The organism is Kineosporia sp. R_H_3 (genome assembly GCF_002198675.1).
In the GTDB taxonomy this organism is placed as follows: domain Bacteria; phylum Actinomycetota; class Actinomycetes; order Actinomycetales; family Kineosporiaceae; genus R-H-3.
In genome coordinates this window covers 1-14,207 of record NZ_MWLL01000180.1, presented here as the reverse complement: position 1 = coordinate 14,207, position 14,207 = coordinate 1, and the positions used below count along the sequence as shown (strand labels likewise).

The 14,207-nt window shown below is 73.3% G+C and carries 11 protein-coding genes; 1 reads left to right on the top strand and 10 read right to left on the bottom strand.

The genetic code is table 11. From position 1 onward, the window contains the following. The 3 genes from ECOMGDLI_RS20090 to ECOMGDLI_RS20080 form a co-directional block, all read right to left on the bottom strand. Positions 1-4,541: peroxidase family protein (locus tag ECOMGDLI_RS20090; RefSeq protein WP_088318668.1), on the bottom strand; the 4,541-nt coding region annotated here is incomplete at its 3' end. A 426-nt stretch (positions 4,542-4,967) separates the two neighbouring features. Beyond that, a complete protein-coding gene (gene soxR, locus ECOMGDLI_RS20085) occupies positions 4,968-5,492 on the bottom strand; it encodes a redox-sensitive transcriptional activator SoxR (RefSeq protein WP_088318667.1) in 525 nt (174 codons plus the stop codon). Between the two features lie 23 nt (positions 5,493-5,515). Continuing rightward, on the bottom strand, positions 5,516-6,799 hold the full coding sequence (locus ECOMGDLI_RS20080) for an MFS transporter (RefSeq protein WP_088318666.1): 1,284 nt from the start codon (positions 6,797-6,799) through the stop codon (positions 5,516-5,518). 199 nt (positions 6,800-6,998) lie between these two features. Here ECOMGDLI_RS20080 and map point away from each other — a divergent pair, with 199 nt between their 5' ends. Then, positions 6,999-7,805, top strand: a complete 807-nt coding sequence (map, locus tag ECOMGDLI_RS20075; RefSeq protein ID WP_088318665.1) for a type I methionyl aminopeptidase — start codon at positions 6,999-7,001, stop codon at positions 7,803-7,805. Here map and ECOMGDLI_RS20070 read toward each other — a convergent pair. The 7 genes from ECOMGDLI_RS20070 to ECOMGDLI_RS20040 form a co-directional block, all read right to left on the bottom strand. Beyond that, on the bottom strand, positions 7,757-8,323 hold the full coding sequence (locus ECOMGDLI_RS20070; RefSeq protein ID WP_088318664.1) for a DUF1990 family protein: 567 nt from the start codon (positions 8,321-8,323) through the stop codon (positions 7,757-7,759). The genes map and ECOMGDLI_RS20070 overlap by 49 nt on opposite strands. Positions 8,324-8,376: 53 nt before the next feature. Then, positions 8,377-9,237 carry a YndJ family protein gene (locus ECOMGDLI_RS20065; protein WP_088318670.1) on the bottom strand — a complete coding sequence of 287 codons (861 nt, stop codon included), beginning with the start codon at positions 9,235-9,237 and terminating at the stop codon, positions 8,377-8,379. A 105-nt stretch (positions 9,238-9,342) separates the two neighbouring features. After that, the gene (gene era, locus ECOMGDLI_RS20060; RefSeq protein ID WP_088318663.1) at positions 9,343-10,461 is read right to left on the bottom strand and encodes a GTPase Era; all 1,119 of its coding nucleotides are present in this window, start codon (positions 10,459-10,461) and stop codon (positions 9,343-9,345) included. Next, a complete protein-coding gene (locus ECOMGDLI_RS20055) occupies positions 10,458-11,762 on the bottom strand; it encodes a hemolysin family protein (RefSeq protein WP_088318662.1) in 1,305 nt (434 codons plus the stop codon). Before ECOMGDLI_RS20055 ends, era begins: the two co-directional genes overlap by 4 nt. 10 nt (positions 11,763-11,772) lie before the next feature. Beyond that, positions 11,773-12,234 (bottom strand): rRNA maturation RNase YbeY, encoded by a 462-nt coding sequence (ybeY, locus tag ECOMGDLI_RS20050; protein WP_088318661.1) that lies wholly within the window; start codon positions 12,232-12,234, stop codon positions 11,773-11,775. A gap of 81 nt (positions 12,235-12,315) precedes the next feature. After that, positions 12,316-13,419 (bottom strand): PhoH family protein, encoded by a 1,104-nt coding sequence (locus ECOMGDLI_RS20045; RefSeq protein WP_088318660.1) that lies wholly within the window; start codon positions 13,417-13,419, stop codon positions 12,316-12,318. 177 nt (positions 13,420-13,596) lie between these two features. After that, on the bottom strand, positions 13,597-13,971 hold the full coding sequence (locus ECOMGDLI_RS20040) for an HIT domain-containing protein (protein WP_233153550.1): 375 nt from the start codon (positions 13,969-13,971) through the stop codon (positions 13,597-13,599). Positions 13,972-14,207: the final 236 nt, after the last annotated feature.

The window sequence follows — 14,207 nt, the reverse complement described above, 5'->3', positions numbered from 1 at the left end:
CCACCGCCACCGCCACCGCCGCCACCGCCGCCGACGACCCCGAGCTGGGTGACGATGACGGAGCCGTCGGCCTTGGTGCGGATCTGGTAGCTCGTCGACGGCTGCGAGAACATCGCGATGTCGCAGTTCGTCGCGGCGGCGCCGAGGTCGCAGTCCCCGGCCGCACCGGTGGACGCCGTGACGCCCATCGCGGCACCGGCCGGGTCGACGAGCTCACGGACGACGACGAGCTGGGCCTGCTTCACGGCGCCGGAGAAGATCGCCTGCTGGAGCGTGGTGCTCGCCGTCGTGCCCGGCCCGAAGGTGCCGCCCGACTTCTTGTTCTTGCCCTCGATGAGGTCGGTCCAGCCGAGCTCGGTGGCCGTCGGCTTCCCGTCGTTGCCGAGCGTCCGGACGCTGATGCGGACCTGGAGCGCGTGGTCGCCGTCGATGATGTCGTCGGCGGCACGGCCCTGGATCAGGTCGCTGCCGGCGCCGCCGAGGAGGATGTCGCCCTCGGCCCACACCATGCCCTCGCCGTTCTTCGGCGCGGGTCCCGGGTTCGCCGGGTCCGGCGCACCGGTCAGCGGGCAGCGCCCCGCCGCGGACGCCGCGACGAGCGGCGGCAGCTCGGTCGGGAAGACCTGCACGAGCCGGTCGAGACCGGTGATCCGGGCGACGCCGGTGGGGTCGAGCGCGTTGCAGCCGCTGAAGCCGCCGCCGGCGATGTCCTTCGGCGCCACCGTCGACCCCCGGAGGGTGTCGTTGAAGCGCGACCCGGAGTCGGCCTCCATCTCGTCCCAGCGGTCGCGGTTCACGACGACCTGGAGCGGGAGCGGGCCGAGGTTGCGGTTGATCTCGAGGTCGTCGTCCGCCCCGACGGTGTCGTACTGGTGGAACGCCCAGTCGAAGCCCGCCGAACCGGCGTTGCGGTCGATCGCGGCGTTCTGGGCCATGAGGTCGTCGCCGCCCTCACCGTCGTAGTCGTTCTCGCCGACCTGGCCGACGAAGACCTCGTTGCCCGGCATCGTCTCGCCCGGGTCGTCGAAGAACGGCGCCCCGTGGTCGCCCTGGAGCAGGTCCTGGCCGGAGCCGCCCTGGATCCAGTCGTCCCCGCCGTCGCCGAAGACGACGTCCGCGCCCTGACCGCCGAGGATGAAGTCGTTGCCCTCGCCGGCGAACGTCTCGTTGTCGTTCGCACCGCCGTTGACGAGGTCGCTGCCGTCGCCGCCCATGATGATGTCGTCACCCGGGCCGGCGTCGATGGCGTCGTCGCCCGGGCCGCCCTTGAGGACGTCGAGGCCGCCGAAGTCGGTGATCTTGTCGTCACCGTCGCCACCGAGCACGACGTCGTCACCGCCCTGGGCGTCGATGACGTCGTCGCCCTCGTCGCCCCACACCGTGTCGTTGTCGACGCCGCCCTTGACCCGGTCGACGCCGGCCGTCCCGTTGTAGACGGCCTGGCCGTTGATCCCCGGCGGGTCGACGCCGTTGTTGTTCTGCTTGTAGGCGAGCGTGCCGTCCGGGCTGCGGACGAGGAGCTTGCGCTCGTCGCACTCGCTGTTCGGGTCGTCCGTGACGTTCGCGCCGTCCGCGTCCCAGCCGGCGACCGTGCCGGCGAGGTTCTTCAGCTCGAACTTGCAGTCGGCGGTCGCGAACACGTCGGCCTTGAGGGTGTGCGTCCCCGTCGTGTTCCGCATGATCATCTCGGCGAACGAGTTGCCCTCGAGCTGGCTGCGCAGGTTCATGCCCGGCGTGCGGCCGAGGTAGTAGAACCGGTCGCTCTCCTGGAGCAGCTCCATCTGCATCTGGAAGACGTAGTTGTTCGTCGAGCCGAGGAGGCCGCCGTTGATGTTCGTCTGCTCGGCGAGGCCGCCGATCCACAGGTCGACGTCGTCCAGCCCGGTCGTCGTCACGCCGTCCGCGTCGTTCGTCCAGTCCTTGGCCGGGACCGCGGGGGTGTTGTCCGCGCACTCCGGCGACGGGGTCGCCGTGTCGCAGTCGGTCCCGGGCAGGCCGTCCTGGCCGGGGCCGGCGTCCACGCCGTTGTACCGGGCGCCGAAGAGGAACGCCTGGGCGTCCGGGGGCGACACGTCGGTCGGCAGCGGGTCGACGATGAGGCGCGCGGCCTCGCGGCGCCCGGCCAGCGTCGTCTCGCTCGTGATGGAGGGGTGCGTGCCGTAGGCGGCGACGAAGTTCACCAGGCTGGACGAGTGCTTGAGGTGCTGGCCGAAGTCCGCCCAGCTCTCGTACGGCGCCACCTGCGGGTCACCGGTCTCGGCGTTCAGCGCCCGCCGGAACCGGTTGAGCGGCGGGACGCCGGCGTCCCGGGCGCGGGCCAGGTTGAGCGTCGCAAGGTCGAGCGGCAGCCCGAGCAGGTTGTTCCGCAGCGCCTCGGTGACGAACTCGTCGATCTCGTTGGCCGTCTGGTCGACCGAGCCCATGACGATCGCGCCCGCGGCCGCCTGCGGCGTGTACGCCGTCCCCGGTGCCTTGTCGAAGTACTCCGGCGGGTTGAGGAACGCCGTGAGCAGGGGCAGCGAGTTGTCGACCTTCGAGCCGTTGCCGAGCTCGTCGTACCGCGCGACGTCCTCGTCGAGCATCGAGTGCCCGAACCGGTAGACGGCGTGCGCGAACTCGGCCTTGACCGCGGGGTTCACGTCCGGCGAGTAGACGTGGAACACCCGGATCGCCGGCTGCACCTTGCGGCCGAACTCCTCGAAGACGAGGTGCTGGTACTCCATCTCCGTGACGAAGCGCGCCGCCTGGAAGAGCCGCTCGCCGTAGGTGAAGGTGGTCGGCCGCGCCGGGTCGTTCGTCGCGCAGCCGACGGCGCAGTTCGTCGCCTGGTACAGCGCCTGCAGGTCCGCACTCGCCGGCAGCGTCTTGGTGTCGAACTCCTCGACGAGCCGGTCGTGCTCCGAGTGGAACACCTGGTGCACGGCCGACAGGGCGATGTTCTCGTTGCAGCGCCCGTCACCGCACGCGAAGTGCGAGGCGAGGAGCTCGTCGTCGTACGTGCCGGCGGCCTGGGGCGCGCCGGGCGCGGAGGCGTCCGAGTCGGTGTCCGGCGTCGGCCAGGTGTCCGGCACGCCGTTGTGGTTGGTGTCCTGCTTGCTCGGGTCGGCGTTGTGCGCGATGTCCGTGAGGAACGGGGTGTCGAAGTGGACGACGTCCGCCGGCACCGGGACCGTCTCGTCGGCCGTCGTCGCCGGGTCGTCGAGGACGCCCTCGACGAACGTGCCGCCCGTCGTCACGTACTGCGGCAGGCCGTTCGGGCCGAGCACGAGGTTGCCGTACGGGTCGGTGCGGAGCATCGGGACGTCGAGGACGTCGCGGTCCGTGAGGCGCATGCCGAACAGGTCGTGCGCCTGCTTCTTGACGGCGGCCCACGTCGAGATGCCGCCGCGCATGTCCGGCGACCCGGTGTACGTGGCGCCCGCGCCGAGACCGGTGAGGAACTCGCCCGTCGTGACCGGGCTCTTCGTCGCGGTCTGGACGTACTCCCGCAGGAACGCTTGGTGCGACGCGTGCGACGTGTACGTCTGCGACTGGTCGATCCACGGGCTGTCGGTGTTGTCGGCGTCCTGGACGTCGTCCGAGGTGTTCAGCTGACCGTCCGGGCCCGGCTGGTTCTGGGCGCGGGTCAGCACCATGAACGCACGGCTGCTCGGCACCTCGTCGCCGGTGTTCGGCTTCGCGTCCGGGCCGACGGTCCGCAGCGGGTCGTCGGCGGCGAGCGGCACGTAGACCGTGCCGCTGCCCTTCACGGTCTGGTCGACGCCGTGGTCGAAGAACTGGCCGAAGAACGTGAAGAAGCTGTTGTAGGGCGGCGACAGGCCGACGTCCGTCGTGATGTTGGGGATGAAGAGCGTCTTGCCGGGCGGCGTGCAGCCGGTCGGGAGCCCGTTGCTGTCGCACGGGATGGCGCTCGGGTCCGGGCTCTGCGAGCGGGCCGGGTGCAGCGCGGCGTCCACGGCGGCCGGGTTCGTCACCGTCTGGTCGGCGATGAGGTTGCTGATGGTGCGGGGCTCGCTGTCGTAGACGACGTTGCCCTGGTTCTTCTGCTTGTACGACGTGGAGGTGGCGGGCGGGAACCCGGCGGGGCTGCCCTCGGCGTCCTGGAACAGCGGCGCGACGAGACGCGGGAAGGGCTGGTCCGCGGCGGCGTAGGTCTCCCGGCCCGCGAAGAGGTTGTTGCACGCGCCGTCGACGGTGCGCAGCCCGTAGGCGGTGAGCCGGTCGGGGATCTGGTCGGCGGCCGGGCCGACGAGGGACTGGCAGTACCAGGGGTCGTTGGCCTTGTCGGGGTTGGTCGGGATCGACCCGTCGGTGCCCAGGTAGGCCCGGGCGTGCCGCTCCGAGATCTTGATCTGCTTGAGGATGTAGGTCAGGTCCCCGGAGGTCACCGTGAAGCCGGCGCCCACCGGCGTCGCGGCGCGGGCGTAGCCCGCGGCGAGGTTCGCGCCGGTCAGCGCGACGATCGCGCACAGCACGAAGCCGACGACGGCCCTGGTCCGGTGGTGGTTGAAGTGCTCGACGACGCGCGCCCCTGCGCTCATGCCAGCCCCTTATGAAGGCACGACGCATCAGGCCGAGGAGCGCGCAGGCTCCTCGGCCGGACGGTCGGCTCATGCCCTGCCCCGTCCCCCGACGGGACGGTGCTGCCCCCGGTGCGCGACCTTCCCCGTCGCGCCGCCGTGGGCGGTGGTGGTGCGTGGTGCGTGGTTCGGGTGGTGGTGCGGGTGGATCGGTGGAACATGTCCTGGTGCCGATGGTGCGCAGTGGTTCGGAGGCCTCGCAGGGGTTCGTGTGATACCCAGCCGTTCGGCCTATCGCCCCTTCGCGGGAGGGTCTGGACAGACCTCATGCGGATTGATGTTGATGTTGCCAGCCCAGGGAGGGGATGTGACCCCCTAATGCTCGGGGGCGCCGATCACCCGAACGGCCGTCGCGGGGTCATCCGAACGGATGGCAGCGCACCGGTATCACCCGGCGGGACGCGTTGCTCCACTAGGGTTCCCGCCCCCGCCCGGGCGGCCCGGCCCGAGGGGCGGACGACGCAGCACCGGTGACAGGTACCGGGCCCCGGGGCCGGTCGCGGCGAGCTCGTCCGCGGGGTTGGACAGGGCGCACCGGCGCAGCGACAGGCAGCCGCAGCCGATGCAGCTGGTGAGCCCGTCGCGCAGCTTCTCGAGCGCCGCGATCTGCTCGTCGAGCCGTTCCCGCCAGGCCCGCGACAACCGCGCCCAGTCGGCCTTCGTCGGCGTCCGGCCGGCGGGCAGGGTGGCGAGTGCGTCGGCGATCTCCTCCAGAGTGAGGCCGACGTTCTGGGCCGCCCGGACGAAGGCGAGCCGGCGCAGCACGCTGCGGTGGAAGACCCGGTGCCCGCCCGCCGTCCGGGTCGCGCCGAGCAGCCCGCGGCTCTCGTAGTACCGCAGCGCGGACGGCGCCACCCCGGACCGTCGTGAGACCGCCCCGACCGTCAGCAGCTCGTCGCGCTCCCCCGGCATCCGGCCCCTCCTCGTCACGAAGCTCAAGCTGACGTGAACTTACCCGCCTCGCTCCCCTGCACCGCCCGCGGCCTGCGCAGCGCCAGGGGGACGGCGAGCAGCAGCGGGAGCGTGACGAGCGCGGTCGCCGCGGGCCGGCCCGCGGGGTCGGCGGCCAGCCCCCACAGGAGGTAGAGCCCGATGGAGAGCACCTCGGAGCCGAGACCGGCCACCGAGGTGACCGTGGCCCGGGCCGCACCGCGCACCACCGCCTGGATCCGTGCCTCGACGAGGACGACGGCGGCCTGGCCGAGCCCGTAGCCGGCACTGATCGCCACCCAGGCGGGCACGGTGGCGGCGAGGCACCCGGCGGCGAGGAGGCCGAACGACGTCAGGCAGATCACCGCGAGCCGGCGGTCGGCGCCGGGCCGGGTCGCGGCCCACGCGCCGACGACCTGGGCCGCGGTGACGGCGAGCATGACGAGCGGGACGACCTGCTCGGTGAACCCCGTGGTGCGGGCCAGCAGCGGGAAGAACTCGTCGAGCGCGAGCGCCGCCCAGACGACCGAGGCGAGCAGCACCGCCCGCCGGACCGGCGGGTGCGTCGCGGCCTCCCGGACGCCGTCCCGCAGCATGCGCCACCAGGCGCGCCACGGGTGCTCGGGGTCGTCGTCCGCCGCGTCGTCCTCGTCGTCCTCGTCGTCCTCGTCGTCCTGGTCGTGCGCGCCGTCCACCGCGTGGTCCGCGTCGTCCGGCAGCGCCATCGGTGCCCGGCGCCAGCCGGAGGCCGCCGGGTCCGGCAGCCGCAGCGCGGCGACCGCGAAGGCGAGACACACGACGCTGCTCGCGAGGCCGACGAGCAGGTAGCCGCCCGCGGCGAGGAGCAGCGGGGCGCTCGCGGTCGCGAGCATCATGCCGACGAGGGACGCGACGTGCGCACGGCCGGCGACGCGCCGGTACTCGCCCTGCGCGCCGTGCACCGCGAGGGCGTCGTGGACGTGGGACTCGAGCGTCCCGGAGATCAGGCTGCTGCCGAGCGCCCACAGCGCGAACCCGAGGAGGAACGCGGGGTACGACGGCGCGACGACCCAGACCGCGAACCCGGCCGCCCGCACCAGACCCGCGACCGCGACGAGCCGGTGCCGGGCGACGACGTCACCCCACGCGCCGCTCGGCACCTCCAGGACGACGACGGCGAGCGACCACAGCGCGAACAGGCCGGCGACACCGGCGTCCGACACCCCGGTCTCGCTGAAGAGCAGCGCGTAGACCGGGTAGATCGGCATCGCGTCGTCGAGACCGCGGACGAGCGCGTACCAGCGACCCACCCGGCGCGTGGCGCTCTCCGCGTGGGACCTCGGGGCAGCCCGGCGGGAGGCTGCGGGGCGTTCACGGCGTCAACCCGGCATGCCGCGGAGTCTAGGCAGCACCCCCGGGGCGCGCGCGAGCGGTTTTCGCCGGGCCGCGGCGGCGCCGTCCGTCGGGGAGGATGGCCGGGACAGCGGCCGGCAGCGCGGAAGGCGTCCCATGATCGAGCTCCTCAACCCCACCGAGCTGGCCAGGGCGCGGGAGTCGGGCGCCCTCGTCGCCGACATCCTGCGGACGCTGCGGAGCCGGACGACGGTCGGGACGAACCTGCTGGACATCGACCGCTGGGCGCAGGAGCTCATCGTCGGGTCAGGTGCGCAGTCGTGCTACGTCGACTACGAGCCGTCCTTCGGCCGCGGACCGTTCGGCCACTACATCTGCACGTCAGTCAACGACGCCGTGCTCCACGGGCTGCCGCACGACTACGCCCTCGCGGACGGCGACCTGCTGAGCCTCGACCTCGCCGTCTCCACCGGCGGGGTGGCCGCGGACTCCGCCGTGAGCTTCGTCGTGGGCACGGCGCCCGCCGGCAGCGTCGAGCTCATCGAGACGACCGAGCGTGCCCTGCGCGCGGGGATCGCGGTGGCCGGCCCCGGGGCCCGGATCGGCGACGTCTCGCACGCCATCGGCACCGTGCTCACGGAGGCGGGCTACCCCGTGAACACCGAGTTCGGCGGGCACGGCATCGGGTCGACGATGCACCAGGACCCCCACGTGCCGAACACCGGGCGGCCGGGCCGCGGCTACACGATGCGGCCGGGGCTCATGCTCGCCCTCGAGCCGTGGGTCATGGCGGACACCGACCGCCTCGTCACCGACGCCGACGGCTGGACCCTGCGCAGCGCGACGGGCTGCCGGACGGCGCACAGCGAGCACACGATCGCCATCACCGAGGACGGGGCGGAGGTCCTCACCCCTCAGGAGCCGGCGGACCTCGTGCAGGCGCGGCGGACGGCGCGCACGTAGGCCCGCGCAGCGACGGCCTGGAAGACCCGCACGAGCGGACCGGCGGCCCGGGTGTACCAGCGCCCGGACCGGCTGAACGCGAGCACCGTCATCCGGACCTCGCCGTCGTCCCCGAGGCGGGCGACGAAGGCCTCCTCCCCCGTCTCGGGGTGGCCGGCGAGCGTGCCGTAGCCGAAGCCGCGGACGGTCGGCTCGTCGACGACCCAGAGCACCCGGCAGGGCGCGGCGAGCCGCAGCGGGCCGACGCCGATCCCGGACACGGTCGTCACCCCGACGTCCGCGACCGGGGCGCTCGCCGTGACGGTGATCCCGGCGCCGCGGTGCATCCCCCAGCCGCGGATGCACTCCCCCGCGGCGTCGAGCGCGGCCGCCCCCGACCCGACGACCTCGCTGTGCCGCAGGTGCTTCCACCCCGCGGGCAGCGGTGCGCCGTCGAGCGCGGCCGCCCGGGTGGCGCCGACGTCCGGGTAGCCGGGTCGTTCGGCGAGCGAGCGGGCGAGCACTGCGTCGAGGCCCATCGGTCGTCGCTCCTTCGTCGTGGTGGTCGGTGTGGTCGGTGTGGTCGTCGTCGTCACAGCGGTCGCGCGCCGAGCCGGCGCCAGGCGAGGACGGCGCAAAGCGCGAACCCGAGCGCGTTGGTCACCCCGTGCGTGGCCGCCATCCACGTGATCGACGGGTGCGGCAGACCGGTCGCCTCGCCGAGCGCCCAGCTGAGCGCGAGCACCATCGTCGCCGCGAGCACGACGGAGGACACGGCGAGCAGGCCCCGGGTGACCCGGTCCGGGCTCTGCGGGCGGACGTCGCGCCACGTCAGCCAGCCCGCTGCCCACATCCCCGCGGTGAGGACGACGGCCCCGGCGAGCTCCACCTCGTCGCCGACGAAGAAGCCGAGCAGCACCAGGAGCGTGCCGCCGGGCACGCACAGCGCGGCCGTCGTCCCGAGCGCTCCCGCGGCCGTGGCCCGGGCGACGAGACCGGCGACGAGCGCTGCCGCGAATCCCGCGACGTGGAAGTGGGCGACGGTGAGCGCGAGGATCGACAGCCGGAACCCGAACAGCCGCACGCCCGCCCGCTCGGCGACGAGCGCCAGCGCCCCGATCACCGGGGTCGCGAGCGCCGTCCACACGGCCACCTCGACGACCCACCGCCGGTGCGCCGTCCCCGCGCCCCGGGCGGCCCAGCGGTCCGCGAGGTAGGTCCAGGCGCGCACGGCCGCGACACCGGCGAGCGCCCCGGTGAGCGCGAGGTACGGCACCGCGAGCACCGCGGTGGGCACCCCGCGCGGCAGCCACTGCGCGGCCGCGGCCACGAGCGCCGGCCCGAACCAGACCCGGCGCAGCGCCTCGACTCCGCGCCCGCCGACGAGTCCGAGCCCGAGCGGGACGATCCCGAGCATCGCGACCATGACGACGACCCGCACCAGCGTCAGCACGTCATCCACCCCCGTACCGATCATCGACCGGCCCGCCGCCGTCGGCGCGCCGACCCCGTGGTGAGGCCGACCACACCACCGGCGCCCGCGATCCGGGCCCGCGCGTCAGAACCCGAGGCGCTGCAGCTGCTTCGGGTCGCGCTGCCAGTCCTTGGCGACCTTGACCCGCAGGTCGAGGTGGATCCGCTGGCCGAGCAGGGCCTCGATGCCCGAGCGGGCACGGATGCCGACGTCCTTGAGGCGCGCGCCGCCCTTGCCGATGACGATCGACTTCTGCGAGTCGCGCTCGACGTACACGTGCACGTAGACGTCGAGCAGCGGGTCGTCGGCGGGGCGGCCCTCGCGGGGGTTCATCTCCTCGACGACGACGGCGAGGCTGTGCGGCAGCTCGTCGCGGACGCCTTCGAGGGCGGCCTCGCGGACGAGCTCGGCGATCATGACGATCTCCGGCTCGTCGGTGAGGTCGCCGTCCGGGTAGAGCGGCGGGCCGTCGGGCAGGTGGCTGACGAGGACGTCGGTGAGCCGGTCGACCTGGAAACCCTCGAGCGCGGACACCGGGACGATGTCGTCGGCGTCGACGAGCCGGGACACCGCGAGGAGCTGCTCGGCGACGACCTGGCTCTGGACGGCGTCCGTCTTCGTGACGATCGCGACGACGGGGCGCTTGCGACGCAGCTTGCGCAGCTCCGCGAGCTCGGCGGCGATGAACTTGTCACCGGGGCCGACGGCCTGGTCGGCGGCGATGCAGAAGCCGATGACGTCGACCTCGAGGAGCGTCTCCCGCACGAGGTCGTTGAGCCGCTCGCCGAGCAGGGTCCGCGGCTTGTGCAGGCCGGGGGTGTCGACGAGCACGAGCTGGGAGTCCGGCCGGTGCACGATGCCACGGATCGTGTGCCGGGTCGTCTGCGGCCGGCTCGACGTGATGGCGACCTTCTCGCCGACGAGCGCGTTCGTCAGCGTCGACTTGCCGGCGTTCGGCCGGCCGACGAGGCATGCGAAGCCCGAGCGGAACGCGGGAAGCGTTGCGTCCGTAGGGGTCTGACCCGGCTCGAGGGGGCCGATGTCGCGCCCGGTCGTCCGCTTTCCGGTGCGGCCGTAGGTCGCGCCCTCCCGCTCGCCGCTGCCGGCCGCGGCCGTGGGCCTGCGGGCCCTTCCCGACGAACCGCCGGGGCGGCCGCCGCCCTTGCGACCGGCACCGCCGCTGGAGTTCTCGCCCTTGCTCATCGGTCGCGCTCCTCGTCGTCCTCGTCGTCCTCGACGGTCGGGTCGCGGCGCACGAGCACCGTCGCGAGCTGGTTGCGGCGTCCCTCGAAACGGTCGGCCACGAGCTCGAGGCCGTCGACGCGGGCCGTCGCCCCGGCGATCGGCACCCGGCCGAGCGCCTTGGCGAGCAGGCCGCCGACGGTGTCGACCTCGTCGTCCTCGAGGTCGAGGCCGAAGAGGTCGCCGACCTCCTCGATGTGCACCCGCGAGCGCACCCGGAACGCGCCGTCGCCGAGGTCCTCGACGTCGGGCTCGTCCCGGTCGTACTCGTCGGCGATGTCGCCGACGATCTCCTCGACGAGGTCCTCGAGGGTGACGATGCCCGCGGTGCCGCCGTACTCGTCGACGACGACCGCCACGTGCCCGGCGTCCCGCTGCATCTCGCGGAGCAGGTCGTCGACGGGCTTGCTGTCGGGCACGAAGAGCGGGTCGCGCATGACCTTCTCGACGGTCTCCCCCGCGGCGACGTCCGGCCGCTCGTGGAGCCGGCGGGCGACGTCCTTGAGGTAGATGATCCCGCGGACGTCGTCCAGACCGTCGCCGACGACCGGCACCCGGGAGAACCCGGACCGCAGGAACAGCGACATCGCGGCGCGCAGGCTCGTGCCGTGGTCGACGGAGACGAGCGCGGTCCGCGGCACCATGACCTCGCGGGTCAGGGTGTCGCCGAGCTCGAAGACAGAGTGGATCATCTCCCGCTCGTCGGCCTCGATGACCTTGCTCTCACCGGCCATGTCGACGAGCTCGCGCAGCTCGGCCTCCGACGCGAACGGGCCGTCGCGGAACCCCTTGCCCGGCGTGAGGACGTTGCCGAGCAGCACGAGCAGCCGGGCGACCGGGCCGAGGACCCGGGCCAGCGCCCGCAGCACGGGGGCGGCGACGAGGCCGACCCGGTCGGCGTTCTGCCGGCCGAGGGTGCGCGGGCCCACCTCGACGAGGACGAACGAGACCGCGGTCGCCGTCCCGATGGTGGCGGCCACCGCCTGCCAGCGGCTGGGCAGCAGGGTCAGGTAGAGCACGAGGATGCACGCGCCCGTGCTCGTGATCGCGAGGATCCGCAGGAACGCCGAGACGGACAGGGTCGGCGCGGGGTCGGCGGCGACCCGAACGAGGGCCGCCGCGCCGCGGTGCCCCTCGTCGTGCAGGTCGGCGGCGCGCCCGCGGGAGACCCGGGACAGGGCCGCCTCGGACGCCGCGAGGAGCGCGGCGACGAGGACGAGGACGACGCAGAGGACGACGAGCCGGACGGTCGGGGTGCTCACGGCCGGGTGCTCACCGTCGTCCGCGCGTCGCGAGGAAGGTGAGGAGGAGCCGCCGCTGCAGGGCGAACATCTCCTTCTCCTCGTCCGGCTCGGCGTGGTCGTAGCCGAGCAGGTGGAGGATCCCGTGGGTCGTCAGCAGGAGCAGCTCCTCCTGCGTCGTGTGACCGGCGGTCTCCGCCTGCTTGGCCGCGACCTGCGGGCAGAGCACGACGTCGCCGAGCAGCCCCGCGGGCGACTCCTCCTCGTCGCTGCCCGGGCGCAGCTCGTCCATCGGGAACGACAGCACGTCTGTCGGGCCGGGCTCGTCCATCCACTGCATGTGGAGCTGCTCCATGGCGGCCTCGTCGACGAGGATCACGCTCAGCTCGGCCTGCGGGTGCACCCGCATCTCGGCGAGGACGTGCCGCGACAGCGCGACGATCTCCGTCTCGTCGACGGCGACGCCGGTCTCGTTGTTGACCTCGATGCTCACGCGGGGATGCTCACAGTTCTCGGGTGCCGGCGTCGCGGTCGACGCGCGGGAAGGGCTCGCAAGGGCGGACCGGGCACGGCGTCAGCGCCGGTCCCGTCGCCGGCCGCTGACGTCCGGACGGCCCGCGGGGCGCGGCCCGGGGGCCGACGGGGCGCTCGCCTGGCGGGCGTCGTCCCAGCGCGAGTACGCGTCGACGATGTCGCTCACGAGCCGGTGCCGGACGACGTCCGCGCTCGTCAGCGTGCTGAAGCTGACGTCCTCGATGCCGTCGAGGATGTCCTGGACGACGCGCAGGCCGGACTGCGTGCCCGACGGGAGGTCGACCTGGGTGACGTCGCCGGTGACGACCATCTTCGAGCCGAAGCCGAGCCGGGTGAGGAACATCTTCATCTGCTCGGGCGAGGTGTTCTGCGCCTCGTCGAGGATGATGAAGGCGTCGTTGAGGGAGCGGCCGCGCATGAACGCCAGCGGCGCGACCTCGATCGTGCCGGCGGCCATGAGGCGCGGGATCGACTCGGGGTCGACCATGTCGTGCAGGGCGTCGTAGAGCGGCCGCAGGTACGGGTCGATCTTGTCCGTGAGGGTGCCCGGCAGGAAGCCCAGCCGCTCGCCGGCCTCGACGGCGGGCCGGGTGAGGATGATCCGGCTGACCCGCTTGGCCTGGAGCGCCTGCACGGCCTTGGCCATCGCGAGGTAGGTCTTGCCGGTACCGGCCGGGCCGATCCCGAAGACGATCGTGTGCTCGTCGATCGCGTCGACGTAGTGCTTCTGGTTCAGCGTCTTGGGCCGGATCGTGCGGCCCCGGTTGCTGAGGATGTTCAGCGTGAGGACGTCGGCCGGCCGCTCGCTCGTCTGCTGCCGGAGCATGCCGACGGAGCGCTCCACGGCGTCGGCGGTGAGCGGCTGGCCGCTCGCGACCACCGTGACGAGCTCGTCGAAGAGCCGCTCGACGAGGGCGACCTCGCCGAACGGGCCGTTGATCGTGATCTCGTTGCCACGGACGTGGATGTCGGCCAGGGGGAACGAGTGCTCGACGGCGCGCAGGATCTCGTCACGGGCGCCGAGCAGGCTCACCATCGCCACCTCGGGCGGCACGACGATCCGGTGCACGGCTGCGTGGGTGGGCTGCCGGCGGTCGGCCGGGGCACGCTCTGCAGGGTTCTGGCCTGCTGTCTGGTCTGACATGAGTGGCGGGAGCCGACCACCCTTCGCTCTCGTGACGATCGCTGACGTGCCGTCGTCGGTACCTGGTCGGTACCCCCGGCGGCTGCGACCATGCTAACCGCCGGTGCCGACACCCCGCCGGTGAGAACCGGGCGGACCGGACCGTTCGCCCTCCGGTCACCGGTGCGGGAGGGAGCGTCAGCCGGGCGGCCAGGTGAACGAGCGGCCGGCCAGCACGTGCCCGTGGACGTGGAACACCGACTGCCCGACCTCGGCGCCGGTGTTGAAGACGAGCCGGTACGGGCCGCCAGCCTCCGCGGCCGCGATCCGGGAGCCCAGCGCGACGAGCTCGGCGAGCGCCGCCGGGTCGGCCGCGGCGATCGCGGTGACGTCCCGGTGGTGCTCGAGCGGGACGACGAGCACGTGGGTCGGCGCCTTGGGGTCGATGTCACGGAACGCCAGGACGCGCTCGCCGCGCTCGACGACGCTCGCCGGGATCTCGCCCGCGACGATGCGGCAGAAGAGGCAGTCGGCGGGGGCGACGTCCGGGGCGCTGATGGGGTCGGTGCTCACGGTCCGTGAGCGTAGTGCGAACCGGCGAGGGTGTGGAGATGGTGTGCGGATGCCCCGCCGATGCCCGGTCGCGTGGACCGCGGGCCCTGCGTGCCGGTAGAAACGAGACGCACGTTCGGTCGTGTCAACCCGGGGGCGGGGCAGGGCGTCCTCTGGTCATGACGATGGCCGCAGGCACGGCGGACGTCCTCCGGTGGGCGGGGGGCGCCGTCGTCGGGACGACGAGCTGGAGGGAG